21 protein-coding genes and 1 pseudogene are annotated in these 25,444 nt (G+C 67.6%); 15 read left to right on the plus strand and 7 right to left on the minus strand.

The window, feature by feature from the left end:
• Window positions 1-147: 147 nt before the first annotated feature.
• On the minus strand, window positions 148-2,211 hold the full coding sequence (locus tag BIZ42_RS14905) for an EAL domain-containing protein (protein WP_070426877.1): 2,064 nt from the start codon (window positions 2,209-2,211) through the stop codon (window positions 148-150).
• A gap of 149 nt (window positions 2,212-2,360) precedes the next feature.
• Here BIZ42_RS14905 and radA point away from each other — a divergent pair, with 149 nt between their 5' ends.
• The 3 genes and pseudogenes from radA (at window position 2,361) to BIZ42_RS14920 (ending at window position 8,076) form a co-directional block, all read left to right on the plus strand.
• Window positions 2,361-3,740 (plus strand): DNA repair protein RadA, encoded by a 1,380-nt coding sequence (radA, locus tag BIZ42_RS14910; RefSeq protein ID WP_070426878.1) that lies wholly within the window; start codon window positions 2,361-2,363, stop codon window positions 3,738-3,740.
• A 124-nt stretch (window positions 3,741-3,864) separates the two neighbouring features.
• A pseudogene (locus tag BIZ42_RS14915) lies at window positions 3,865-5,719 on the plus strand (ATP-binding protein).
• Between the two features lie 50 nt (window positions 5,720-5,769).
• On the plus strand, window positions 5,770-8,076 hold the full coding sequence (locus tag BIZ42_RS14920) for a tetratricopeptide repeat protein (protein WP_070426879.1): 2,307 nt from the start codon (window positions 5,770-5,772) through the stop codon (window positions 8,074-8,076).
• 122 nt (window positions 8,077-8,198) lie between these two features.
• Here BIZ42_RS14920 and ccsA read toward each other — a convergent pair whose 3' ends face one another.
• Window positions 8,199-8,993, minus strand: coding sequence for a cytochrome c biogenesis protein CcsA (gene ccsA, locus BIZ42_RS14925; protein ID WP_019184492.1), 795 nt, complete (start codon window positions 8,991-8,993; stop codon window positions 8,199-8,201).
• A gap of 131 nt (window positions 8,994-9,124) precedes the next feature.
• Here ccsA and ffh point away from each other — a divergent pair, with 131 nt between their 5' ends.
• The 8 genes from ffh to BIZ42_RS14965 all read left to right on the plus strand — a co-directional run bounded on the left by ffh (window position 9,125) and on the right by BIZ42_RS14965 (window position 15,176).
• Window positions 9,125-10,504: a signal recognition particle protein gene (gene ffh / locus BIZ42_RS14930; protein WP_019184491.1), complete on the plus strand. Its 1,380-nt coding sequence runs from the start codon at window positions 9,125-9,127 to the stop codon at window positions 10,502-10,504.
• 76 nt (window positions 10,505-10,580) lie between these two features.
• Complete coding sequence (locus BIZ42_RS14935; RefSeq protein ID WP_070426880.1) at window positions 10,581-11,657, plus strand: nitronate monooxygenase; 1,077 nt, start codon at window positions 10,581-10,583, stop codon at window positions 11,655-11,657.
• Window positions 11,654-12,442, plus strand: coding sequence for an aminotransferase class IV family protein (locus BIZ42_RS14940; protein WP_070426881.1), 789 nt, complete (start codon window positions 11,654-11,656; stop codon window positions 12,440-12,442). The genes BIZ42_RS14935 and BIZ42_RS14940 overlap by 4 nt, the downstream gene beginning before the upstream one ends.
• Window positions 12,443-12,569: 127 nt before the next feature.
• A complete protein-coding gene (gene rpsP / locus BIZ42_RS14945; RefSeq protein ID WP_017356068.1) occupies window positions 12,570-12,830 on the plus strand; it encodes a 30S ribosomal protein S16 in 261 nt (86 codons plus the stop codon).
• Between the two features lie 43 nt (window positions 12,831-12,873).
• Window positions 12,874-13,386: a ribosome maturation factor RimM gene (gene rimM, locus BIZ42_RS14950; protein WP_019184488.1), complete on the plus strand. Its 513-nt coding sequence runs from the start codon at window positions 12,874-12,876 to the stop codon at window positions 13,384-13,386.
• 5 nt (window positions 13,387-13,391) lie between these two features.
• Complete coding sequence (trmD, locus tag BIZ42_RS14955) at window positions 13,392-14,150, plus strand: tRNA (guanosine(37)-N1)-methyltransferase TrmD (protein WP_019184487.1); 759 nt, start codon at window positions 13,392-13,394, stop codon at window positions 14,148-14,150.
• Between the two features lie 155 nt (window positions 14,151-14,305).
• The gene (rplS, locus tag BIZ42_RS14960) at window positions 14,306-14,713 is read left to right on the plus strand and encodes a 50S ribosomal protein L19 (protein ID WP_019184486.1); all 408 of its coding nucleotides are present in this window, start codon (window positions 14,306-14,308) and stop codon (window positions 14,711-14,713) included.
• A gap of 85 nt (window positions 14,714-14,798) precedes the next feature.
• Entirely contained in the window at window positions 14,799-15,176 is a 378-nt protein-coding gene (locus tag BIZ42_RS14965) for a DUF6404 family protein (protein WP_083279868.1), read from the plus strand.
• Here BIZ42_RS14965 and BIZ42_RS14970 read toward each other — a convergent pair.
• The gene (locus BIZ42_RS14970) at window positions 15,173-16,657 is read right to left on the minus strand and encodes an MATE family efflux transporter (RefSeq protein ID WP_070426883.1); all 1,485 of its coding nucleotides are present in this window, start codon (window positions 16,655-16,657) and stop codon (window positions 15,173-15,175) included. The two genes, BIZ42_RS14965 and BIZ42_RS14970, sit on opposite strands and share 4 nt — an antisense overlap.
• 109 nt (window positions 16,658-16,766) lie before the next feature.
• On the opposite strand from BIZ42_RS14970, the gene BIZ42_RS19995 reads away from it, so the two are divergent.
• Window positions 16,767-17,063 carry a hypothetical protein gene (locus BIZ42_RS19995; protein WP_083279869.1) on the plus strand — a complete coding sequence of 99 codons (297 nt, stop codon included), beginning with the start codon at window positions 16,767-16,769 and terminating at the stop codon, window positions 17,061-17,063.
• Entirely contained in the window at window positions 17,056-17,460 is a 405-nt protein-coding gene (locus BIZ42_RS14975) for a S4 domain-containing protein (RefSeq protein ID WP_070426884.1), read from the plus strand. The genes BIZ42_RS19995 and BIZ42_RS14975 overlap by 8 nt, the downstream gene beginning before the upstream one ends.
• Window positions 17,461-17,529: 69 nt before the next feature.
• Here BIZ42_RS14975 and katG read toward each other — a convergent pair whose 3' ends face one another.
• From katG to mutS, 3 genes are all read right to left on the minus strand, one after another.
• Window positions 17,530-19,764 carry a catalase/peroxidase HPI gene (gene katG, locus BIZ42_RS14980; RefSeq protein WP_070426885.1) on the minus strand — a complete coding sequence of 745 codons (2,235 nt, stop codon included), beginning with the start codon at window positions 19,762-19,764 and terminating at the stop codon, window positions 17,530-17,532.
• Between the two features lie 204 nt (window positions 19,765-19,968).
• Window positions 19,969-20,580: a DUF937 domain-containing protein gene (locus tag BIZ42_RS14985; protein ID WP_083279870.1), complete on the minus strand. Its 612-nt coding sequence runs from the start codon at window positions 20,578-20,580 to the stop codon at window positions 19,969-19,971.
• A 157-nt stretch (window positions 20,581-20,737) separates the two neighbouring features.
• The gene (gene mutS / locus BIZ42_RS14990; RefSeq protein ID WP_070426887.1) at window positions 20,738-23,293 is read right to left on the minus strand and encodes a DNA mismatch repair protein MutS; all 2,556 of its coding nucleotides are present in this window, start codon (window positions 23,291-23,293) and stop codon (window positions 20,738-20,740) included.
• Window positions 23,294-23,816: 523 nt separating this feature from the next.
• On the opposite strand from mutS, the gene BIZ42_RS14995 reads away from it, so the two are divergent.
• Entirely contained in the window at window positions 23,817-24,104 is a 288-nt protein-coding gene (locus BIZ42_RS14995; protein ID WP_070426888.1) for a hypothetical protein, read from the plus strand.
• Between the two features lie 142 nt (window positions 24,105-24,246).
• Here BIZ42_RS14995 and BIZ42_RS15000 read toward each other — a convergent pair whose 3' ends face one another.
• The gene (locus BIZ42_RS15000) at window positions 24,247-24,642 is read right to left on the minus strand and encodes a barstar family protein (RefSeq protein WP_070426889.1); all 396 of its coding nucleotides are present in this window, start codon (window positions 24,640-24,642) and stop codon (window positions 24,247-24,249) included.
• 390 nt (window positions 24,643-25,032) lie between these two features.
• Here BIZ42_RS15000 and BIZ42_RS15005 point away from each other — a divergent pair, with 390 nt between their 5' ends.
• Window positions 25,033-25,395, plus strand: a complete 363-nt coding sequence (locus BIZ42_RS15005; RefSeq protein WP_019184476.1) for a glycine zipper 2TM domain-containing protein — start codon at window positions 25,033-25,035, stop codon at window positions 25,393-25,395.
• Window positions 25,396-25,444 lie beyond the last annotated feature (49 nt).

Genomic DNA, 25,444 nt, shown 5'->3' on the forward strand with positions numbered 1-25,444 from the left:
GCGCTGGGCCACGCTGCGCTTGCCGGCGAATGTCCCCCGGCGGCGGCCTGCGGCCGCCACCTCCTCCTTTATTTCGCCCACAAGCGCAGCGCGGCCCAGCGTGTCCAGACTACTGGCGCCCTACGGCAACGGGCTGCTCTCCGCGCGTTACGCCACTTTCGCCAGCCGCATGAACTCGGCGGCGTCGACCGGCCGCCCGAGGTGATACCCCTGCAGCTGGTCGCAGCCCATGTCGCTCAGGTACTGGCGTTGCCCGGCCGTTTCCACGCCCTCGGCGACGATCTGCAGCTGCAGGGACCGGCCCAATGCGATGATCGAGGAAACGATCGCCGCGTCTTCGGCGTTGTCTTCCAGGTCGTGCACGAAGGCGCGGTCGATCTTCAGCTCGGTGGCCGGCATGCGCTTGAGATACAGCAGGCTGGAGTAGCCGGTGCCGAAGTCGTCGATGGAGATGTTCACGCCCATCGCGGTCAGCCCGTGCAGGATCAGCAGGCTGGCTTCCACATCGCGCATCGCGGTGGTCTCGGTGACCTCCAGGGTCAGCCGCTTCGGGTCCAGCCCGTGTTTGTCCAGCGTGCGGCGCACGGTCTCCAGCAGCGTGCTCGACCCGAACTGCAGCGGTGAGAGGTTCACCGCCATGGTCCAGTCGGGGTGGCCGGCGTCGTGCCAGTGGCGCAGCTGCGCGCAGGCCTGGTCCAGCACCCAGTCACCGATGGAGAGGATCAGGCCGCTGCGTTCGGCGATCGGAATGAACGCGTCCGGTGACAACAGGCCCAGCTCGGGATGTTGCCAGCGCACCAGCGCCTCGGCCCCGATCGGCGATGTCCCGCTGGCCTGGAACTTGGGCTGGTAATGCAGTACCAGCTCGCTGCGGCTGACCGCCTTGCGCAGTTCCTGCAGCAGTTTCAGCTGGCGGTTCGCGCTCACGTTGAGCGACTGGGTGAAGAAGGTATAGCCGTTCCGGCCCGAATCCTTGGTGTGGTACATCGCGGCATCGGCGTGGGCCATCAGGTCGCGTTCGGTGGTGGCGTCGGCCGGGTACAGCGCGATGCCCAGGCTGGCACTGACCTGCAGTTCCAAGGCATCGATCTCGAACGGCTCGGCCACGCTGGCGATGATCCGTTCGGCGACCACGGCCGCATCTTCCGGATCCTCCACCTGGAACACGATGACGAACTCATCGCCCCCCAGTCGCGCGAAGGTGTCCTGTGCACGCAGCAGCGCGGTGATCCGCTTGCTGACCTGGATCAGCAGTTGGTCACCAAGCTGGTGACCGTAGGCATCGTTGATTGCCTTGAAGCCGTCCAGGTCGCAGAACATCACCGCGAAGCTGAACTGCCGGCGCTGCGCCTTCTCGATCGCCTGCTCGATGCGGTCCTGCAGCAGCATCCGGTTGGGCAGCTGGGTCAGCGGATCATGCAGGGCGGCCTGCATCAGCTTCTCGTTGGCCTGGGCCAGCGAATCGGCGAGCAGGCCGGTGCGGGTGCGCATCTGGCGGTCGAACACCGATGCGATCAGTGCGATCCCCAGGGTCGCCAGCGTCGTGACGATCACTAGCACCGCCAGCCACTTGGTCTCGATGCCCTCGCCATACGCCGCGCCACACATCGCGCCCTCGGGGAAGTGGGCCGCGGCCATGCCGGTGTAGTGCATGCCAACGATCGCCAGGCCCATCACCAGCGAGGCCAGCCCGCGCAGCACGAACGGGCGGCGCTGTTCCAGGCGCAGGCGGAAGGCGATCCACAGCGCCGCACCGGCCGCGCCGATGGCGATCAGGACCGAGGCGGCAAACCACAGCGGGTCGTAGTCGATGCCCGGCTGCATCTCCAGCGCGGCCATGCCCAGGTAATGCATGGCTGCGATCCCCAGGCCCATCAGCACCGCGCCGGCGCACAACCTCGACCACGGCAGCTCCGCGCGTGAGACCAGCCACAGCGCATAGGCCGAAGCCCCGACCGAGACGGCCAGCGAATACAGGGTAATGGCCAGGTCGTAGCCGACCGGGATCGGCAGGTGGAAGGCGAGCATGCCGATGAAGTGCATCGACCAGATGCCCAGCCCCATCGCACCGGCACCACCGGCCAGCCACCAGCGTGCCACCCGGCCGCGGGTGGTGGCCAGGCGGCCGGCCATGTCCAGCGCGGTGTACGAGGCGAGGATGGCAACCAGCAGCGAGAACACGACAAGACTCTGGCTGTAGGTGCCGGTCATGGAAAAGCCTGGAAAAATGGAAAGGAGGGGCAGTGGCCCGCCGGAGTATCGGCCTCGTGGCCGGAAACTTGAGCCCGCCCGCCCGGCGTCTCGGTTGCTGCGACGCGGCTCGGCTATCCTGCCTGACAATTGATGATGTGGAAGTAGACATGGCCAAGCGACTCACCGCTTACGTCTGCAGCGAATGCGGCGCCGAATACAGCAAGTGGCAGGGCCAGTGCACCGAGTGCGGCGTCTGGAACACGCTGAGCGAGATCACGCTGGAAAGCGCCACGCCCACCAAGGCGTCGCCGGCGTCGCGGCGTTCCGGCTGGGCCGGCAAGGTCGATGCGCCGAAGATCATGGCGCTCAAGGACGTGCAGCAGACCGAACACCTGCGGGTGAGCACGGGCATCGGTGAGTTCGACCGCGTGCTCGGCGGTGGCCTGGTCGAAGGTGCGGTGGTGCTGGTCGGTGGCGATCCGGGTATCGGCAAGTCCACCCTGCTGTTGCAGGCCGTGGCGAAGATGGCCGCGTCGCTGCCGGTGCTGTACATCACCGGTGAGGAATCGCTGTCGCAGGTGGCCGGCCGTGCAGTGCGTCTGGACCTGCCGCTGGATAACGTCAACGCGCTGGCCGAAACCCAGGTGGAGGCGATCCTCCAGCATGCCAGCGTGGCCAAGCCGCGGCTGATCGTGGCCGACTCGGTACAGACGCTGTGGACCGAATCGCTCACCGCCGCGCCCGGCTCGGTCAGCCAGGTGCGCGAGAGCGCCGCACGGCTGGTGCGCTTCGCCAAGGAAACCGGCACCGCCGTGTTCCTGGTCGGTCACGTGACCAAGGAAGGCGGCATCGCCGGCCCGCGCGTGCTCGAGCATATGGTCGATGCGGTGCTGTACTTCGAAGGCGAGAGCGGCAGCCGGTTCCGCCTGCTGCGCGCCTTCAAGAACCGCTTCGGCGCGGTCAACGAACTGGGCGTGTTCGCCATGGGCGAGAAGGGCCTGAAAGAGGTCTCCAATCCCTCGGCGATCTTCCTCTCCGGCGGCAGCACCCAGCAGCCGGGCAGCTGCGTGATGGTCACCCGCGAGGGCACGCGCCCGCTGCTGGTGGAAGTGCAGGCACTGGTGGACGCCTCGCCGCTGTCCAACCCACGCCGCGTCGCGGTGGGTCTGGAGCAGAACCGCCTGGCCATGCTGCTGGCGGTGCTGCACCGTCATGGCGGCGTGCTCGTGGGCGACCAGGACGTGTTCGTCAACGTGGTGGGCGGCATCCGCGTGCAGGAGACTGCGGCCGATCTGCCCGTGCTGCTGGCGGTGCTGTCTTCGTTGCAGGACCGGCCATTGGCAGAGAAGACGATCGCCTTCGGCGAGGTGGGACTGTCCGGCGAGATCCGCCCGGTGCCCAACGGTGAGGATCGCCTGCGCGAGGCAGCTACGCATGGCTTCAAGCGCGCCATCGTGCCCAAGGCGAACGCGCCGAAGACCGGCAGCGTGAAGGGGATGGAAGTGATCGCGGTGGAGCGGCTGTCCGAGGCGATCGACGCGCTGTAAGCGGGGCCGGGCCGGCGCGGGATGCCGCGGGAAAGTGCGTCTGCGCTCAGCCGGCCTGTGCTAGTTTTCCCGGCTCGACGAAGGCGCCCTCCGGCGCTTTCCGTGGCAAGGAGTAACCGATTACATGCAGGACCCGATGTTCAGCGCCCCCGCCGCCGAAATCCGCCGCGCCGGGGTCGATCTCAATGGATTGATGACGGTGCTGGGCAAGCACCTGTATTCCACCCCGATGGTGGCGCTGCGCGAACTGGTGCAGAACGCGCACGATTCGATCATCCGTCGCCGTATCGAGCAGCCCGGCAGCCCGGGTCTGTCGCGCATCGACGTGCAGGTGGATGCCGCCGCCGGCGTACTGCGCATCACCGATACCGGTGCCGGCCTGACCCGGCAGGAAATCCACGATTACCTGGCCACGGTGGGGTGGGTTACACCCGGGGCTGCGCCAGGATGGCGAGGACAATGACGGCCTGATCGGCATGTTCGGCCTGGGGTTCCTGTCGGCCTTTGTATTGGCGCGCCGCGTCAGCGTGCGCACTACTTCCTACCAGGCACCGGAACTGGGCCACCTGTACGTGTCCAGCAACGCCGAGCAGTACACCGTCAGCGACGTGCCGGCGCGCGCGATCGGCACCGAGGTCGAGCTGGAGCTGCATCCGGACTTCCTGCCGCTGGCCAACGAAGCGCGCCTGCACGAGGTGCTGGGCCGCTACTGCGCGCTGCTGTCCGAGCCGATCTTCATCGGTGCGGCGACCGCCGCGATCAATCCCGAACCGCCGCCGTGGCGCGGGCAGGGCGACGTCGCGCTGCATCCGGTGCAGGCGCGCCGCCAGGCGCTGCAGTTCGCGGCCCGTTTCGAACACGATTTCGAGCCCATCGTGACGATGCCGCTGCAGTCAGATGGCAGCAGCGACGCCCTCGGCATGCTCTGGGTGCAGGACGGTGCCACCTATGGCACCAGCGACAACCGCAACCTGTCGGTGTTCGTGCGCGGCATGCTGCTGGACGACGATGCACGCGACCTGCTGCCGCCGTGGGCCGGTTTCATCGGCGGGGTGATCGAATCGTCGAAGCTGACCCCGACCGCCAGCCGCGAGGACCTGCAGCGCGATGACCACTATCGCGCCGTGCAGCACGCCCTGCTGGAAGCGCTGATCGATGGCCTCGCCGATGTCGCGCGGCAGCAGCCGGAAGCCTGGCGCCGCGTGCTCAGCCGCCACAACGAGGCCCTGCTGGGCGCGGCGCTGTGCGATGAGCGCCTGTTCGACCTGCTGATGGAACACGTGCGCGTGCCGACCTCGCAGGGTGACCTGCCGGCCAGCGCGCTGCCGGCCCGCGGCGCAGTGCATGTGATCCTCGACAACGGTGGTGGCTTCGAGGAAATGCTGTTCCGCGCGATGGGCGTGCCGGTCGCGCATGGTCATCGCTATGCAGTAGTGCCGTTCCTGCGGCGCTGGGCCCAGGCCAAGGGCCTGCGCCTGGTCGAACTGGGTACCGAGCAGGGCAACCGCGCCCTGTTCCGCACCGACGACAGCCTTGACGATACGCAGTTGGCCTGGCTGCGCGAGCACCTGGGCGATGGCGAGCAGCTGCTGCCGGCGCGGTTCAGCCCCGAGGCACTCCCGGTGGTGGTGGTCCCCGACCGCGAAGCCGAACTGAAGCAGCGCCTGGAAGACGACGAGAACGACAAGCGCGTATCGATGGCCGCATTGCGACTGGCCCGCCAGTTCACCGCGCGCATCGAGGCACGTGCGCCGTCGCGGCTGTACCTCAACCTGGACAATCCAGCGGTGCAGGCGTTGCTGCAGGCCCAGCGCGAGGGCCACCCGCAGGCCGGGGCGGCCGCGCGCCTGCTGCGCTCACTGAAGATCATCGTGTCCGCGCAGGGCCGGCCGTTGCAGCGGAGCACCGCGACGCCAGGCCCCGATCTCAACGGTGCATTTACCGATATTGCCGGTGCCCTGCAGCAGATGCTGCGCTGAGTACCGCCCCTCTCTCATCAAGCCTTCGCTAGACAGGAGCCTCAACCCCCATGGATATCTGGAACTGGGTCGAAAAACTGCAGGAAGACCTGCGCCAGGCAGGCCAGGCACAGAACGCCCACCTGCTGACCCGCCTTGCCGATGACGTCAGTGAACTGCAGGTCGACCGCGTCGATGCACTGCTGCCTGAAGCGCGCGCGCTGGGCAAGGCATTGGACAACCCCTGGGTCGACGTCTATGTCGGCCACTGGGCCCTGCGCAACCGCGTCGGCAACCGCATGGAAGGTGAAAGCGCGCTGGGCGAGTCGGTGGCGCTGTTCGAGCGCGCACACCGCGCCGATACCCTGGACTGCCCGCAGTCGATCTGCGTCACCCAGGATCTTGCCGCCTGCTATGGCAACATCGATGGTCCGGGCTGGGTGCCCGAACGCATCGAGGTCTGCGACGAGACGCTGGGCCGCATCGACCCGAGCTGGGCCTGCTTCCAGTGCCTGAGCTGCGAGAAGGCCGACGCGCTGCTGGACGACGGCCGCGGCCAGGACGCGCTGGAGTACCTGCAGGTGCAGGCGGCGGCGATCCAGGCGCGCGGCAAGGAAGTGTTCGACAGCTTCCCTGAAATGCAGATCAAGATCCTGCTGGCCAGCGGCCGTGCGCAGGAGGCGCTGGCGCTGATCGAGACGCGCGAAGCCGAGGTGGCCGCTGCGGGCGAATACGAACCTGCCAACTGCACGGTGCCGCGCCGGCTGTCCAAGGCCTGGGCACTGGCCCAGCTGGGGCGCGATGAAGAGGCGCTGCAGCAGCTGGTGCCCTGGAGCGAGCTGACGCCGAATCACTGGCGGCTGTGGGCCAATACCGCTTCGACGCTGTGCAGCCGTGATGGTGCACGCAATACCTGGGATCTGGGGACGCGCTTCAACACGATCATCGAGCACTTCGCCGCTGTCGGCGCGCATCGCCTGGTGATCGAGATCGCCGCGTTGAGCCTTGAACTGGCCCTGCAGCGTGGTGCGCGCTGGGTGGCGCAGCGCCAGCTTGGACTGGCCCGTACCCACCTGGCGCAGCTGCGGCAGGATCGTGGCGCTGCCGCGCTGGTGAGTGGATTGGCGGCGCGGATCGAGGCGCTGCCGGAGATGGCACCCTTGCCGGTGCCGGCCGATGAACTGCTGGCGTGGCTGCAGGCCCAAGGCGAACAGCACCAGTCGCGCGATCCCGAGCGTGAAGCGCAGTGGCTGCTGCAGGCGCACGCCGAGCGGCCGGACGACGGCGCACTGGCCGAAGTTGCCGCCTCGGCGTTGCATGCCTGTGGCGCGAAGATCGAAGCGCAGGCGCTGCTGTGGGACTTCGTGCGCGCCCACGCGCAGGAAGACGGCGCGGCAGCCTATACGCTGATGCGTTGGCTGGCCGAGCAGGGCGATGATGACGGCCTGCGCAGGCTGGCCGCGACCTACCGCGACAGCGTTCCGGTGTTCGCGCACTGGTGCGAGGTGCAGCGTGCCCGGCGCGCGTCCGACTGGCCGGCGCTGGAACAGGCCGCGCAGGCGTTGCTGGCCTTGTCGCCAGGCTCGAACGGCGCACGCGGGACGCTTGCCAGGATGTACATGGAGACCGGCCGCTTCAGCGACGCGCAGGCCTGCTATGCGCAGCTGGTGGAGACGCTGGATGAGCCCAACGCCGCGCACTGGGACCACATGAGTGCGGCCAGCGCGGCGCGCGACTGGGAGGCGGTGCGCCGCTCGGCGGCGGCGATCGGCATGGAACTGTCCAGTCAGCAGGGCGTGGTCGAAGAGTCCTGGGGCTGGGTGATCATCCGCAGCGAAGAAGGCGGCGAGCCGATGGAGTACTACGGCCGCCGCACCGGACCGGTGACCGCGCGCATCGTCGAGAACGCACCGGCCAACCGCGCGCAGCAGGTGGGGGACTGGGTGGTGTTTGACGCCGGCCTGGTACACCCCGCGCCGGAGGACGAAGCGGAGCGCGAGCACTTCATTCCGACCTATGCGCAGGTGCATGTGCTGGAGCGGGGCGGTTTCGCACGCAGCTGGCTGGTCGACGGCGCGCACCCGGGCGAGGAGGCGTGGAACGCTCTGGTAGCAGCGGCAGAGGCACAGGGCTGGAAGGTGTGGGCGCACAGCCGGCCGGACTACACGGTGACCGATCCGGATGAGGAAGGCGGGACGCTGCCGGGCCTGCTGTTCACTATCGCCCAGCCACAGGATCACGCGCCGCTGGCACTGCATCGCTTCCTGCAGCAGGTGACGGCGCAGTGGGCGCACCCGCACTGCTGGCTGCGCCTGGCCGAGGCCTGCGACCAGGACCGTCAGCCGCATCTGGACGCGATCGAACGGTACGGGTTGTGATCAACGGATAGCGGATTGGTGCCCGCCAGCGGCCCGCCGGCCAACAGTCGGCAGCTCCCCTTGGGAGGTTCGGGCAGGTGCTGCGAGGTTCGGGCAGGTGCCGACCGTTGGTCGGCACACCTCTATCGCGTGCGGCCGAACACCAATTCGATCACGAACTGGCTGCCGAAGAACGCCAGCAGCAGCAGCGCCATCGCGGTCAGGGTCCAGTGCACCGCCTTCGCGCCGCGCCAGCCGTAGCGGCGGCGGCCGATCAGCAGGGTGCCGAATACGATCCAGGACAGGATGCTGAGCACAGTCTTGTGGACCAGCTTCTGTGCCAGCAGGTCATCGACGAACAGCACGCCGGTCACCAGGGTGAGCGTCAACAGTGCAAAGCCGACCGCGATCACGCGGAACAGCAGGGCTTCAAGATCCGCCAGCGGGGGCAGGGCGCGCAGCCACGGCCGGAAATCGCGGCGGCGCAGGGCGCGTTCCTGCAGCCACAGCATGATGGCCAGCAGGGCGGCCACGCTCAGGGTGGCGTAGGCAAGCAGCGCCATCCACGCGTGGGTGGCCAGCTGCCAGCCCAGCGGCCTGCTCGGCTCGTGGCCGTAGGCGTGATAGATCCACAACACCGCGGCGGCCATCGGGAACACCAGCACGCCAAGTGCTGCCATGCGCCCGCGCGCGGCGACCAGCGAGGTCAGCCACGCCATGCCCAGGCCGACCAGCGACAGGGCCGCGAAAAAGTGCATGTCCGGGCCGCCGCTGGTGCGCATCGCCACCAGCACGTGATAGCCGCCGTGCAGCAGCATCGCCGGGAGCGCCGGCCACAGCCAGGCCGGGGAGGTCACCGCATCATCGCGGACAACCGCGCGCACCAGCAGGCCGGTGGCGGTCAGGTACAGCAGGGTCGCGATGAGAACGATTGTCATCGTGTCAGTTTCGCATACCCCCGGGGTGCTGGCGATGCCCGGCGGGCGGCAGCTTGCGGTCGGTCCGGGAGCCGGGGCGGAACCGTTATACTGGCGGTCTCATTGTCTTTTGTTCTGAACAGGTCGCTTCCATGTTCGAGTCCCTGACCCAGCGCCTCTCCGGCACCATCGAGCGGCTGCGCGGCCGCGGTCGCCTGACCGAGGAAAACATCCGCGAGGCCACCCGCGAAGTCCGCATCGCGCTGCTCGAGGCCGATGTCGCGCTGCCCGTGGTGCAGGCGCTGGTCGAGCGCATCAAGGTGCGCGCGGTCGGCCAGGAAGTGCTCAAGTCGCTGACCCCGGGCCAGGCGCTGATCAAGGTCGTGCGTGACGAGCTGACCGCGGTCATGGGCTCGGCCGCCTCGGACCTGAACCTCAACGTGCCGGCCCCGGCGATCATCCTGATGGCCGGCCTGCAGGGTGCGGGCAAGACCACCACCGTGGGCAAGCTGGCCAAGCACCTGAAGGAAAAGCGCAAGAAGAAGGTGATGGTGGTCTCGGCCGACGTCTACCGTCCGGCTGCGATCGAGCAGCTCAAGACCCTGGCCGACCAGGTCGGCGTGCTGTTCTTCCCGTCCACCGCCGACCAGAAGCCGGAAGCCATCGTCCGCGCTGCGATCGATGACGCGCGCAAGTCGTTCGTGGATGTGCTGATCGTCGATACCGCCGGTCGCCTGGCCATCGACGAAGCGATGATGGCCGAGATCAAGGCGCTGCACGCCGCGGTCAACCCGGCCGAAACGCTGTTCGTGGTCGACGCCATGACCGGCCAGGATGCCGCCAATACCGCCAAGGCCTTCGGCGATGCGCTGCCGCTGACCGGCGTGGTGCTGACCAAGACCGACGGTGACGCCCGCGGTGGTGCCGCGCTGAGCGTGCGCTACATCACCGGCAAGCCGATCAAGTTCGTCGGTGTGAGCGAAAAGCCCGACGGCCTGGATGTGTTCCACCCGGACCGTATCGCCAGCCGCATCCTGGACATGGGCGACGTGCTGTCGCTGGTGGAGCAGGTCGAGCAGCAGGTCGACAAGGACAAGGCCCAGAAGCTGGCCGAGAAGGTCGCCAAGGGCAAGAAGTTCGATCTGAACGACATGCGTGACCAGCTCGAGCAGATGCAGAACATGGGCGGCATCGGCGGCCTGATGGACAAGCTGCCGGGCCTGGGCCAGATTCCCGAGCACCTCAAGCAGCAGGTCAGCCAGGGCAAGGAAGTGCCGCGCATGATCGCGATCATCAACTCGATGACCAAGAAAGAGCGCCGCAACCCGGGCCTGCTCAACGGCTCGCGTCGCGCCCGCATCGCGCGTGGTTCCGGCCTGACCCCGGCCGACGTCAACAAGCTCATGAAGCAGTTCCAGCAGATGGAAAAGATGATGAGCAAGATGGCCGGCGGCGGCATGAAGGGCATGATGCGCAGCATGAAGGGGATGATGGGCGCCATGGGCGGTCGCGGCGGCATGCCGTTCCGCTGAGTCCTGCGCGCATGCATTCCGGGCGGGGGCGGTGCGGCGTATGCTGGCACCGTCTCCTTCCCCAGGTGCGCCGCGCGTGAATGGTTCCCCGCTTCTCGAACGCGCCGACAGCTTCTGTCGGCGTTTTGCATTGCAGGCCCCGATACTGCTGGCGCCGATGGCCGGCGCCTGCCCGGTGCCGCTGTCGGCCGCGCTGGCCAACGCCGGCAGCATGGGCGCGATGGGCGCGGTGTTGTCCCAGCCGCAGGACATCGTGGCGTGGATGACCGATTTCCGCGCGCAGTCCGCAGGGCCGGCGCAGGTCAATGTCTGGATTCCTGATCCGTTGCCCAGGCGCGATGCCGATGCGGAAGCCGCGACGCGTCGCTTCCTGGCGCAGTGGGGGCCGGAGGTGCCGGCCAGTGCGGCCGATGCAGGACCGGCCGATTTCGATGCACAGTTCGAGGCCCTGATCGAGGCGCGCCCGGCAGTGGCCTCGACCATCATGGGCGTGTTCTCCGCGGCACAGGTGCAGCGCCTCAAAGACGTGGGCATTGCCTGGATCGCCTGTGCCACGACCTTGGCCGAAGCGCGTGCCGCACAGGCTGCCGGCGCCGACGCGGTGGTTGCGCAGGGGTTTGAAGCCGGCGGGCATCGGGGCGCGTTCGATCCGGATGCGGCCGAGCGCCAGCTGGTCGGGTTGTTCGCGCTGCTGCCGCGGCTGGCCGATCATCTGGATATTCCGGTGATCGCGGCCGGTGGCATCGCCGATGGGCGCGGCATCGCCGCGGCGCTGACGCTGGGCGCGAGTGCAGTGCAGGTGGGCACCGCGTTCCTGCGTACCCCCGAGTGTCATTTGAATCCGGCGTGGTCGCAGGCATTGGCCGAGGCCGAACCCGAAGATACCTGGCCGACCCGCGCCTTCAGTGGTCGCCTCGGCCGTGGCCTGGCGACCGCGTATGTACGTGCCGCCGCGTCTGCCGATGCGCCGCCGCCGCGCCCGTATCCGCTGCAGCGTGGCCTGACCGCACCGATGCGCACGCAGGCGGGCCGCGACAGCAACCTCGATGCGATGCAGGCCTGGGCCGGGCAATCCGCGTGGATGGCGCCGGCACGCCCCGCCGCCGAGGTGTTGCAGCAGATGTGGTCCGACGCCAAGGCGTTGCTGGGATGACGCCGTACTGCAATGGCCGGCCGGCCACGGTCGATGATCTTGCCGGGGCGCTGACCAACTACGGCCATTTCACCTCGTTGCAGGTGCGCGGCGGTGCGGTGCAGGGCCTGGACCTGCATCTGCAGCGCCTGCAGGAGGGCACGGCCGAGCTGTTCGGCACCGCACTGGATCCGCAGCAGGTGCGGGCCTGGATGCACGGCGCGCTGCAGGCCGAGGGCGTGGTCGATGCGTCGCTGCGGGTGACTGTGTTCTCGCGCCAGTTCGATTTCCGGCGGCCGCTGCAACCGGTGGCCGTCGATGTGCTGGTCGCCGTGGCGCCGCCGGTCGATCTACCGGCGATATCACGGCGGCTGCGGACGGTGCGCTATCAGCGCGAGCTGCCGCACGTGAAGCATGTCGGGACGTTCGCGCTGTTCCAGCATCGTCGCGAGGCACTGCAGGCTGGCGTGGACGACGCGCTGTTCGTTGGCGACGACGGGCATATCAGCGAAGGCACCACCTGGAACATCGCCTTCGCCAGCGGTGGCACGCTGGTCTGGCCGCAGGCCCCCGCGCTGCGCGGCACCCACGAACGCCTGCTGCAGGCAGGGTGGGGAAGCGATCAGCAGGTGCGGCCGGTCGCGCTGGGGGACCTGGCCGGGTTCGACGCCGCCATCGCCTGCAATGCCGCCGGCATCTGGCCGATCGCGAGGGTCGATGGCGTCGCACTGGGGAACTCGGAAGCCCTGTGCGCCAACGCCCGGCGGGTGCTCGCCGGGACACCCTGGCAGCCCTTGTCGTCGTGAACGCGCCGATCAATGAGCCCTGTTCAGCTTTCCTGGCCTTCCCAGGCTTGGAATGGCGGGAGGCCGCCGCTATAATCGCCGGCTTACCGCGCCATCCTGGCGACTGGGCAATTGAGGAAACAACACCATGGTCAAGATTCGACTGACCCGCGGCGGCGCCAAGAAGCGTCCGTTCTACCACATCATCGTGACCGACTCGCGCAGCGCCCGTGATGGCCGCAACATCGAGCGCGTCGGTTACTACAACCCGGTTGCCCAGGGTGCCGAGTCCCGCATCGTGCTGGACCTGCCGCTGGTCGACAAGTGGGTCGCCAACGGCGCCCAGATGACCGACAAGGTCCGCAACCTGTACAAGGAAGCGACCAAGGCCCAGGCCTCCGCGGCCTGATCCTGAAGGGCCGCGCCTGCCGCGGCCCATTCGGTCTATTCAGATGAAAGATACCGAGCGCCGGATCCTGCTGGGCAGGATTGTCGGCGCTTTTGGTGTGCGAGGCGAGATCAAGCTCGAGTCCTGGACCGAGCCGCGTACCGCCATTTTCCACTATCAGCCCTGGATCCTGCGGACCCCCGCCGGCCAGGAGAGCACGCTCACCGGTGCGCGCGGACGTCAGTCCGGCAAGCATCTGGTCGCCGTGTTTCCCGGCATCACCGACCGCGACGTGGTCGAGGCGATGTACGGGACCGAAGTCTATGTCGCGCGCAGCGCACTGCCGCCGCCGAAGCCCGATGAATATTACTGGGTGGATCTGGAGGGCCTGCAGGTGCGTACCGTCGATGGCGTCGAACTTGGGCGGGCATCCCACCTGTTCTCGACCGGCTCCAACGATGTGCTCGTGGTGCAGGGTGACCGTGAGCGGATGATTCCGTTCGTGCAGCCCGAATTCGTGGTCTCGGTGGATTTCGAGGCCAACCTGATCGTGGTCGACTGGGATCCGGAGTTCTAGGCCGGATGCGTATCGACGTCGTCACGTTGTTCCCCGAGTTCATGGCGCAGTCGGCCGCGCTGGGCGTGGTCGGCCGTGCTGCTGAGCGCGGTCTGCTGGACCTGCACGGCTGGAATCCGCGTGACTATGCCGAAGGCAACTACCGCCGGGTGGACGACCGTCCGTTCGGGGGTGGCCCGGGCATGGTCATGCTGATCGAGCCGCTGCGGGCCTGCCTGGCTGCGGCCAAGGCGGCGGACCCGGCGCCTGCGCCGGTGATCTACCTCAGCCCGCAGGGCAGGCCGCTGACCCAGGCCAAGGTCCGGGAACTGGCGGCATTGCCGCGCATGATCCTGCTCTGCGGCCGCTATGAAGGCATCGACGAGCGCTTCCTCGAGGCCGAGGTCACCGAGGAGATCTCGCTGGGCGACTACGTCCTGTCCGGCGGTGAGCTGGGCGCGGCGGTGATCGTCGATGCGGTGACCCGCCTGCAGGACGGGGCCCTCGGCGATGCCGAATCGGCCGCCCAGGACAGTTTCGAAGGCCCGCAGGGGCTGCTGGACTGCCCGCACTACAGTCATCCCGCGCAGCATGAATGGGGCACTGTCCCGGACGTGCTGCGCTCGGGCAACCATGCCGCCATCGCCCGCTGGCGACGGCAGCAGTCGCTGCTGCGTACCGCGCTGCGGCGGCCGGATCTGCTCGATGAAAGCCAGTTGCCCAAGGCCGACCGCCTCCTGCTGGAGCAGGCACGGCAGGCCCTTGCCAAGGATCCAACCCCCTAGCGCGGGGGCGGGATCTTGTTTACAATTCGGGATTGCCATCGGCCTTTTGGGCGCGGTGGCAGGAATCCCTACAAAAAAACGTGCAGCACAGTCCGGTGACTGCATGAGCCCACGTTGTCGAACGACACGACCACCCGAACACTATCGGTGCACCCATGAGCAAGCTGAACAAATCCATCCTCTCGGACTTCGAATCCGCCCAGATCACCCGCGAGCTGCCGAAGTTCAGCCAGGGTGACACCGTCGTCGTCAACGTGAAGGTGAAGGAAGGCAACCGTGAGCGCGTGCAGGCTTACGAAGGCGTCGTCATCGGCACCAAGAACGCCGGCCTGAACTCCGCGTTCACCGTCCGCAAGATCTCGCACGGCTACGGCGTCGAGCGCGTCTTCCAGACCCACAGCGCCATCATCGACTCGGTCGAAGTGAAGCGTCGTGGCAAGGTCCGCGCCGGCAAGCTGTACTACCTGCGTGGCCTGGAAGGCAAGGCTGCCCGCATCAAGGAAGATCTGGCTGCTGCTGCGCAGGCCAAGGCCGCGCGCCTGGCTGCCAAGGCTGCCCAGTAATTCCCGGCCGGCAACTTCGGTTGTCGCCTCAAACGGCCACCTTCGGGTGGCCGTTTGCGTTTGTGGCCTCGTGATGGAGAAGCACATGGACCGTTATCCCGCCGACGTACGTCTTGCCCTGCAGGCCATGGCCGACGCCAGGGTGCCCGCCGGCATGCGCGCACCGCCGATGCATCGACTGCTGTGGCGCATGGGGCTGCGCGTGCCGCCCCCGCTGCTAGCCAGCTTCAGTAGCAACCTGTTCGTGATGGGCGGACTGTTCGGGGTGCTGTGGGGCGTGCTGTGGCGCCTGTTGATGGGGCTGGTGCTTGACCTTGGTTCGCTCACGCTGGGCATCACCGTGGGCAGCGCTGTCATGGCCGGGCTGTTGTTCGGCCTGCTGATGGCGCTGCTCATGCGCTACCAGCGCCGGCGCTACAGGCTGCCGGCCTGGAAGACCCTGCTGCAGGGTCGCGTGGCCTAATCCGGCCGTGCGCTGCCCGCCGCGGCGGGCTGCAGCGTGGTGGGATTCGGGTCCGCCACGGGTGACGGCGGCGACGCCGGGATCTCGGCCGGGGCTGCCAGCTCTTGATGATGGCTGGGCAGCATGCGGGCCTTGCGCCAGCCGCCCCAGCGGTAATACGCCAGCGACATCAGCATCGCGCAGAACGAGCTGACCGGGAAACTCCACCACACCGCGTCGGCGCCCCAGCGGTCCTGCAGCAGCTCGGCGAACGGCACGCGGATGCCCCACAGCGAAGCGGCCAGGATCAGCAGCGGCGGGATCACCGCGCCGGTGGAGCGCACCACGCCGGAGATCACGAAGTTCACGCCGAAGAACAGGAACGACCACACCGCGATGTGGTTGAGGTGGCGGGCCACTTCCAGCGCCTGGCTGCCCTCGGGAAGGAACAGGGCGAGCGTGTAACGATCAAGCAGGATCAGCGGCAGGATCAGCACGCCGGTCAGCAGGAAGTTGTAGAGCACACCGCTGCGGGCGGTGCCACGGACGCGGTCCCATCGCTGCGCGCCGACGTTCTGTGCCGCCATGGTCGAGCACGCCGCGCCGATCGCCATCGCCGGCATCTGCACATAGGTCCACAGCTGCAGCGAGGCACCATACGCGGCCGCGGTATCGGTGCCGTAGCCGTTGACCATGGTCATCATCAGGATCATCGACAGCGAGATCAGCACCATCTGCAGGCCCATCGGCACGCCCTTGACCACCAGGGCGCGCAGGATCTCCCCATCGATCTTGAACAGCGCCATGTCCTTGCGCCCCAGCCAGAGCACATGGCGCTTGTTGCGCATGTACCAGAGCAGGCCGAGCAGCGAGAGGGTCTGCGCGATCAGCGTGGCCCACGCCGCGCCGGCGATGCCCAGCTGCGGGAACGGGCCGATGCCGAAGATCAGCAGCGGGTTGAAGCCGATGTCCAGCAGCACCGAGAGCAGCAGGAAGCGGAACGGCGTGCGTGAATCGCCCACGCCGCGCAGCGCCGAGCTCAGGAAGGCGAAGGCATACAGCGTGGGCATCGCCAGGAAGATGATGCGCAGGTAGGCCTCGGCCAGCGGCAGGGACTCGGCCGGTGTACCCATCGCCGCCAGCAGCGGGTGTGAGAGCCACCAGCCGGCAATCGCGATCACCACCGACAGGCCGATGAAGAAGGTCGCGCTGGTGCCCATGACGCGGCGCGCCTGCGGCAGGTCACGCGCGCCCATCGACTGGCCGATCAGGATCGAGGCGGCCATGCCGATCCCGAACACCGAGCCGATCAGGAAGAACATGATGTTGTTGGCGTTCGCGGTGGCGGTGAGCGCCGCTTCGCCGAGGAAGCGGCCGACCCAGATCGCGTTCACCGAGCCGTTCAGCGACTGGGCGATGTTGCCGGCCAGGATCGGCAGGGCGAACAGGAACAGATTGCGCCCGATCGGGCCGGTGGTCAGGTCAAGCGGCGCTTTGGCCATGTGCGCTGGAGATCATGCTCAGAGAGCGGCACACTAGCACCAAGCCCATCAAGGGGATATCGCGATGCGCACTTCCGCGTCTCAACGCACGTCAGCCGCTCCCCCGGCAGTGCCGGCCGTTGGCCGGCTGCCGATCCTCCCGGCTGACCGGTTCATCCCCGCTGCGCTGGCCCTCTTGATTGGCGCCTCGCTGGCCGCATGTTCGAGTACGGACGACCGCCTGCGCGATGCACAGGTAAGGCCCATGGACCGACCGGAATGCCAGGTCGGCAGCCAGCGCCGTGATCTGGATGCCGGAGTGCCGGCGCTGATCGGTGGCACGGGGTGCCGCGGTAATCCGGACGCGACGCAACCGCTGAATCGACAACCGGCCAACGCCGTGGAGCTGGGTAGAACGCATGACTGAAGCAACACCGGTAGCCGCCGTGCGGCTGGACGTGTGGCTGTGGGCCGCACGGTTTTTCCGGACCCGCAGCCTGGCCAAACAGGCGGTGGAAACCGGCAAGGTGGACGTGGCGGGGCAGCGTCCGAAATCCTCGCGCGCGGTGCGCGTGGGCGAAGCCCTGCAGATCAGCCGGGGCGATGAAGTGTTCGAGATCGAGGTCCGTGGCCTGAGCGACATGCGCGGCCCGGCACCGGTGGCGCAGCAGTTGTATGTCGAAAGTGACGCGTCGCTGGCTCGCCGCGCGGAGGTGCGCCTGCAGCGTGCGGCGGCGAAGAACGGTTACCTGCCGCCGGAGCACAAGCCGGACAAGCGTGCGCGTCGATTGATCCGTGCGCTGGGCGATCTGGACGCGCTGTGAGGGGCGCCCTGCAGAAATGAAAAGACCGGGCCAGTGGGCCCGGTCTTCGTGTGTGCCAGCGACGGGGGATCAGCGCAGGTCGTAGCGGTCCAGCTCCATCACCCGCGCCCAGGCAGCGACGAAGTCGCGAACGAACTTCTTCTCGCCGTCCGCGCTGGCATAGACCTCGGCCAGTGCACGCAACACCGAGTTCGAGCCGAACACCAGGTCCACGCGGCTGCCGCTCCAGCGCTGCGCGCCGGTGCTGCGGTCGCGGCCGCTGTAGCTATCGCCGTTGGCCACCCACTGCGTGCGCATGTCGAGCAGGTTGACGAAGAAGTCGTTGCTCAACGTGCCGACGCGATCGGTGAACACGCCGTCCTGGCTGCCGCCGACGTTGGTGCCGATCACGCGCAGGCCACCGACCAGTGCGGTCATTTCCGGGGCGGTCAGCGTGAGCAGCTGTGCGCGGTCGATCAGCAGCGCCTCGGCAGGCACGGTGTAACGGCCCTTGACGTAGTTACGGAACCCATCGGCGTACGGTTCCAGCACCGCGAACGAGTCCACATCGGTCTGCGCCTGGCTGGCATCGGTGCGGCCCGGGTTGAACGGCACGCTGACCTCATGGCCACCGGCCTTGGCCGCCTGCTCGACGCCGACATTGCCGGCCAGCACGATCAGATCGGCCAGCGACACCTGCGCACCGCCATCGCCCTTGAAGCCGCTCTGGACCTTCTCCAGCGCGGCCAGCACCTTGCCCAGCTGCTGCGGCTGGTTGACCGCCCAGTCCTTCTGCGGGGCCAGGCGCACGCGCGCACCATTGGCGCCGCCGCGCTTGTCCGAGCCGCGGAAGGTCGACGCCGACGCCCACGCGGTGGAGACCAGCTCTCCGACGCTGAGCCCGGCCGCAGCAATCTGCTGTTTCAGCGAGGCGATGTCCTGCGCGCTGATCGTGGCCTGGGGGGCTGCCGGCACCGGATCCTGCCAGACGAATTCTTCGGCCGGAATCTCAGGGCCGAGATAGCGTGCGCGCGGGCCCATGTCGCGATGGGTCAACTTGAACCACGCACGGGCGAAGGCATCGGCGAAAGCCTGCGGCTCGGCCAGGAAGCGACGCGAGATCTTCTCGTACGCCGGATCGACGCGCAGCGACAGATCGGTGGTGAGCATGGTCGGGCGATGCTTCTTCGACGGATCGTGCGCATCGGGAATGATCGCCTCGCTGTCCTTGGCTACCCACTGGTGCGCACCGGCCGGGCTCTTGGTCAGCTCCCACTCGTGGCCGAACAGGATCTCGAAGAAGTCATGGCTCCACTGCGCCGGTGTGCGCGTCCAGGTCACTTCCAGGCCACTGGTAATGGTGTCGCCGCCCTTGCCGGTGCCAAACCGGTTGGCCCAGCCCAGGCCCTGGCTTTCCAGCCCGGCCGCTTCCGGTTCGACGTCGACATTGTCGGCCGGGCCGGCGCCGTGGGTCTTGCCGAAGCTGTGCCCACCGGCGATCAGGGCGACGGTTTCCTCGTCGTCCATGGCCATGCGGCCGAAGGTATCGCGGATGTCGAATGCTGCCTTGAGCGGATCGGGGTTGCCGTCCGGGCCTTCCGGATTGACGTAGATCAGGCCCATCTGCACGGCGGCCAGCGGGTTCTCGAGATCGCGCGAGTGGATGTCGCCGTCCGCGTCGTCATCGGAGACCAGCACGCCGTGGTCTTCCTGCACGCCTTCAGAGCCGTGCGCATACCGCACGTCGCCGCCCAGCCAAGTGGTTTCACGGCCCCAGTACACGTCCTGGTCCGGTTCCCAGGTATCGGGGCGGCCGCCGGCGAAGCCCAGCGTCTTGAAGCCCATCGATTCCAGCGCGACGTTGCCGGTCAGCACCAGCAGGTCGGCCCAGGAGATCGCCTGGCCATACTTCTGCTTGATCGGCCACAGCAGGCGGCGGGCCTTGTCCAGGCTGACATTGTCCGGCCAGCTGTTGAGCGGTGCGAAGCGCTGCTGGCCGCGGCCGGCGCCACCCCGGCCATCGCCGATGCGGTAGGTGCCGGCGCTGTGCCAGGCCATGCGCACGAACAGGCCGCCGTAATGGCCGAAGTCGGCTGGCCACCAGTCCTGCGAGTCGGTCATCAAAGCCTTGAGGTCGGCCTTGAGCGCGGCGTAATCCAGGCCCTTGAAGGCCTTGGCGTAATCGAAGGTGTCATCCAGCGGATGCGAGCGGCTCGAGTGCTGGTTGAGCAGATCCACCCGCAGTTGCTTGGGCCACCAGTCCCGGTTGGTGGTGGCATCGCCCACGAGGGCGTGGTTGAACGGACACTTGGCTTCGCTTTTCATGGGTATCTACCTGTGGACTGGCGAACGTGGAGACCACCGGCGCGGGGGAGGCGATGGCGACGTCGGGTAACGTGGCACCTGCACGTGCGGCGCGTGGGGCGGCGCGATGTGAAGGCATACGTCCACGTTAGGCACTGCCGTTCATTCAGTAAATTCGAATGAATCAACCGATGTGATAGGCGCAGGCTATTTCGCGTCTCGCCCTCAGCGCTTGCCGAACAGCCCGCCACCGAGCTTGAGCAGATCGCCGACGCCCAGCTGGCCGTCGCCGTCCTGGTCCAGCACGGAGGTCAGCAGGCCACCGGTGTTGGCGCTCTGCGCCTCCTGGCCGAGGGCCTGGCTGAGCTGACCCGGGCTGGCGTTGCCGCCGCTGGCGAAGCGCTGGGCCAGATAGGACATGACGATGGGGGCGAGGATGGCGAGCAGCTGGCTGGTCTTGCTGCTGTCCAGCCCGGTGGCCTGGCTCAGGCCTTGGGTGGCGCGGTCGGTATTGCCACCGAAGACGTGGCCAAGGATGCCGGCGCCGTTGGTCGCATTGCCGCCGCCACCGCCGAGCACGCTGCCGAGCAGCCCGCCCAGATCGAAGCCGCCGCCGCTGGCCGGCGCGTGGTCGCGCTGCAGGGCGCCGAGCAGGGCCTGCGCGCCCTGGGGTTCCTGGGCATTGCGGCCCATTGCGCCCAGCAACAGCGGCAGCGCCGCCCCGATGGCGCCACTGGCCTGGTTCTGATCGATGCCCAACTGCTGGGATACCTGCTGCAGGCCTTGGCCCTGCTGCAGTTGCTGGAACAGGGACGCGGCAAGCGATTCGGTATTCACGGCGGACTCCAGGGCAGGGATGGGGACCGCCCGAGCATAGCGCCGCGTTCACTACGGGAATGCGAAGAATTCACGCGGGCCCGCGCGCGCACCCGACCAACGGTCGGGTGCTACCGGCTCTGCGGGGAGCCGGCCAGCGGCCGGCACTACCGGATCGTTAGAGCAGTGTCTTCAACCGGTACAGCGCTTCCAGTGCCTGCTTCGGGGTCAGCTCGTCCGGATCGATCGCGGCCAGCGCGTCCTGGGCAGCGGTGTTGGGCGCGTTGAACAGCCCGAACTGCTGCGGTGCATCCAGCGCCTGCGCGGCGACCACGGCGGACTGTGTCTCATGGCTGCGCTGCTCCAGCTCGGCCAAGCGACGTCGCGCCTGGGCGACGGTCGATTTCGGCAGGCCAGCCAGCGCGGCCACCTGCAGGCCGAAGCTGCGGTTGGCCGGGCCATCCTTCACGGCGTGCATGAACACCAGCGCGTCGCCGTGCTCCACCGCATCCAGGTGCACGTTGGCGATGCCGCTGGCGCCGCCTTGGTGCTGTTCGTCGGCCAGCGCGGTCAGTTCGAAATAGTGCGTGGCGAACAGCGTGTAGCAGCGGTTCTGGTAAGCCAGATGGCGTGCGACCGCATCAGCCAGCGCCAGGCCGTCGTACGTGGACGTGCCGCGGCCGATCTCGTCCATCAGCACCAGCGACTGTGCGCTGGCGTGGTGCAGGATGTAGCTGGTCTCGGCCATCTCGACCATGAAGGTCGATTGCCCGCGGGCCAGATCGTCGCCGGCGCCAATACGGGTCAGGATGCGGTCGATCGGGCCGATCACCGCGCGGCTGGCCGGCACGAAGCTGCCGATGTGGGCCAGCAGCACGATCAGTGCGTTCTGGCGCATGTAGGTGGATTTACCGCCCATGTTCGGGCCGGTGATCACCAGCATGCGGCGGTCCGGATGCAGGTCCAGGTCGTTCGGTTCAAACGGCTGTTCCCGCACCGCCTCGACCACCGGGTGACGCCCACGCTCGATCTTCAGGCAGGGCGCGGTCTCCAGTTCCGGGCGCGCCCAGTCCAGCGCCTGCGCACGCTCGGCGAAACCGGCCAGCACGTCCAGTTCGCTCAATGCCGCCGCGCACTGCTTGAGCGGCTCCAGCCCGCTGGCGAGGATGTCCAGCAACTGCTCGTACAGGAACTTCTCGCGGCTCAGCGAGCGCTCGCGCGCGGACAGCACCTTGTCCTCGAAGGACTTCAGTTCCTCGGTGATGTAACGCTCGGCATTGGTCAGCGTCTGGCGGCGCGTGTAATGCACCGGTGCCTTCTCCGACTGGCCCTTGCTGATTTCGATGTAATAGCCGTGCACGCGGTTGTAGCCGACCTTGAGCGTGGCGATGCCGCTGCTGATGCGCTCGCGCTGTTCCAGGTCGATCAGGAACTGGTCCGCATGCGTGGAGAGGCGGCGCAGCTCATCGAGCTCGGCGTCGTACCCTTCGGCGATGACGCCGCCATCGCTGAGCTTCAGCGGCGGGGTCGGGGCGATCGCGCTGGCCAGCAGGTGCGCGCATTCGTCATGCGAGCCCAGCGCATCGTGCAGGGCGATCAGGCGCGGCGAATCCAGCGGGGCGAGCACCGCGCGCACGTCCGGCAGCAGGCCCAGGCCATCACGCAACGTGGAGAAATCGCGCGGGCGCGCCGAGCGCAGGGCCACCCGGGTAAGAATGCGTTCCAGATCGCCCAGGGCGCGGAAGGCATCGCGTACGTCGCTGTCGGCACCGCGGTCGATCAGCGTGGCGACCGCATCGTGGCGATGCACCAGCACCTCGCGCAGGCGCAGCGGGCGATGCAGCCAGCGCCGCAGCAGGCGACCGCCCATCGGCGTCACGGTGGTGTCGAGCACACCGAGCAGGGTGTTGCGGGTATCGCCATCCACGCGCGTGTCCAGTTCCAGATGGCGGCGCGTGGCCGCGTTCATGGCGATGGCTTCGCTCGCGGTTTCGGTGGCGATCGCAGTCAGGTGCGGCAGGCGCTGTTTCTGGGTTTCTTCGACATAGCCGAGCAGGGCACCGGCGGCAGCGGTGGCGCGCGGCTTGTCGTCGATGCCGAACCCGGTCAGGTCGTGCAGCTTGAAGAAATTCAGCAGCTGGCGGCGGCCGCTGTCGGCATCGAACAACCAGGGCGCACGGCGCCGGATGCCGCTGCGGTACTGCAGGAAGGCCGGCCAGTTTTCTTCATCGGGCACCAGCAGCTCGGCCGGTTCCAATCGCGCGAGCTCGGCTTCCAGCGCATCGTCCGAATCGACTTCGTTGACCAGGAACCGACCGCCGGCCAGATCGGCCCAAGCCAGGCCGTAGCCGTGCTTGCCGCGCGACAGCGCCATCAGCAGCGTATCGCGGCGCTCGTCCAGCAGCGCTTCGTCGGTCACGGTGCCGGGGGTGACGATGCGCACCACCTTGCGTTCCACCAGGCCCTTGGCCAGCGCCGGGTCGCCGATCTGCTCGCAGATCGCCACCGACTCGCCCAGGGCGACCAGACGCGCCAGATAGCCTTCGTAGGCATGCACCGGGACGCCGGCCATCGGGATCGGCGCGCCGCCGGAGCTGCCGCGCTGGGTCAGGGTGATGTCCAGCAGCCGCGCCGCCTTGCGGGCGTCGTCGTAGAACAGCTCATAGAAGTCGCCCATCCGGAAGAAGAGCAGCAGGTCCGGGTAATCGGACTTGGCGGCGAAGAACTGCTTCATCAGCGGGGTGTGTTCGGGCGAGGCCTTGGTGCTGCTGTTCTTTTGTTTTGAATCAGTGGCTTGCAATGGAGTGCGTCTCGGTCGGTGAACGCGGGTTGCCGTCGAAGGCGGCAAATAACGGGATTTTTGTTGCGATGGTGCTGCGACGGCTCGTCGGGAGCCAAAGATCGTGTTGCGACGCCAATCGGGACGCGGACGATGATGCCAAAAAATGGTGCGACGGGCCGCGCCACACGGCGCGAGGTCACCAAGTTTAGTCTGACCCGCCAGCAGGTGATGGAGCTTTCGGTACGTCGTATCCCTGTCCATGGGGCGCAGCCAAGCGCGCCAGGGTCGTGGAAGGTGCGGTGGACAAGGGAGGCAAGGATTATGGCGTGCTGATCGGGAGCCAAGGCGCCGCGTGAGGGCGGGCTGGTGGGCAGTGTTCAAGGGAGAAGGGGCCCGCGCCCAATCATTTCTCCCATCCGTGTCAATACGCTATCGTCTGAGCGCCGCCACGACGTCGGCTCGCCAAGGAATGCTCATGCGCTGGACTTCGTTTGCTTTTGCCTCCCTGCTCGCCGTGGCCGGCTCCGCTTCTGCCGCGCAAGGAGAGGTTTGCCTCGCCACCGAACAAGTCACACCGGCCGGGGTCATGACCCCCTTCAGTGACAGCACCGTCTTCCAATGCAAGTCGGTTGGCCAAGTGACCGTTCCGCAGCTGTATGCGAAAGGGTGGAAGGTTGTGTCGGTGTTCCCGCAGAGCACCATGGATCCAGCCAAGCCCGGAATGGTCACCGTACTCTGGACCATGGTCGTCGAAAAAGACTGATCTGCCGGTGCCGGCAGCTTGGCGTGTGCCGGGGGCGCCGTAAGGGATTTCGGTCCCAGTATCCGGACCCATGACCCTCACGTCCGACTGGCGAGCAGGGCTACAACTACCCGTCGGCTCGATGGGGGCATCGCGCAGCCGGTCAGTCCGTGCGCAGCTGCAAGGTGGGATGGGCGGCGAATACCTCCATGATGATGTCGAAATAGGTCTGGCCGACGCCGCGTTCCAGCGCGTCCAGCTGGGTGGCGATTCCTGCGGCATTGAACATGCCGGGGCGCGCCTGTTTTTCCTGCAGCCAGGCACGGGTGGCCGCCACCCCGAGCGCGGCGCGGCTGTGGGCGATGTGCGTCCAGTGCACGGTGGCGGATGCGTGCCCGGCCAGTGCGCCATAACCGCCGTAGAGCAGGTCATCCAACGCATCCAGGCTGGGGCCGAGTTCCCAGTCCTCGTTGGCCATGAACACGCGGTTGACCTCGGCGTAGAAGCCGGCGATGTCGTCGATGGCGCTTCCGTCCAGCACCAGGGTGGGTCCGGTCATGCCCGGGTCCGCGCGTGCAGGGGCTGCGTGCCCCGGGTGATGGTTGTCGAGCGCAGGGCGGTGTCATGCATCGGCAGCAGTCCTCATGATGCGTTGGGTGGGTGATCGTCCGGGACGCGACATCGTCGGTCACCCTGGCGGGGTCCAGTGATCGATTGTGTGCGCAGCAGGGTGAGGCACGGCGCTTTGCCATCCAATGAATGCCCGGGTATCCACTTCGGCGTCCCGTTCGATGCGTTAGACGACCTGCACACGGCAGCAAGCTCCGTCAGGTGGATGGCTGCGGCCTGAACGCCCCCACGGGCCTTGACGCAGTGTCGACGCGAATTCACCCTCGCTTGCCGCGGGCAGGCAGACACTCGGCTCATGTTCCATAAACAGGGATCGACCATGAAGACGAGCATCCGCGTGTTGTGCCTGGGCAGTTTGCTGGCGGTGTCGGCAGTGGCTGGCGCACAGACCTACGGCCCCAAGGACGAAGGACGCCGCTTCAACGACGGCAGTAAGGTCGTCTGTCACAACGTCGAGGTCCAGCGTAATTCCAAGGATCCCAATCGCATCACCGGTACGGCGACCGGCGCGGTGGTCGGTGGTCTGCTTGGCAACCAGGTGGGCGGCGGCAACGGCAAGAAGCTGGCCACCGTTGCCGGTGCCGTGGCAGGCGGCGCGGCCGGGCGCCAGATCCAGGGCAACCAGCAGTCCAAGAACGGTGACCGCGTGGTCGAGCGTCGCTGTGAGCGTCAGTACCGTTGATCGATCGCTGTCGCGGCAGCCTTGGCTGTCGCGCCCGTGGTGATGAAAT

Source organism: Stenotrophomonas sp. LM091 (assembly GCF_001806305.1).
Lineage (GTDB): Bacteria > Pseudomonadota > Gammaproteobacteria > Xanthomonadales > Xanthomonadaceae > Stenotrophomonas > Stenotrophomonas bentonitica_A.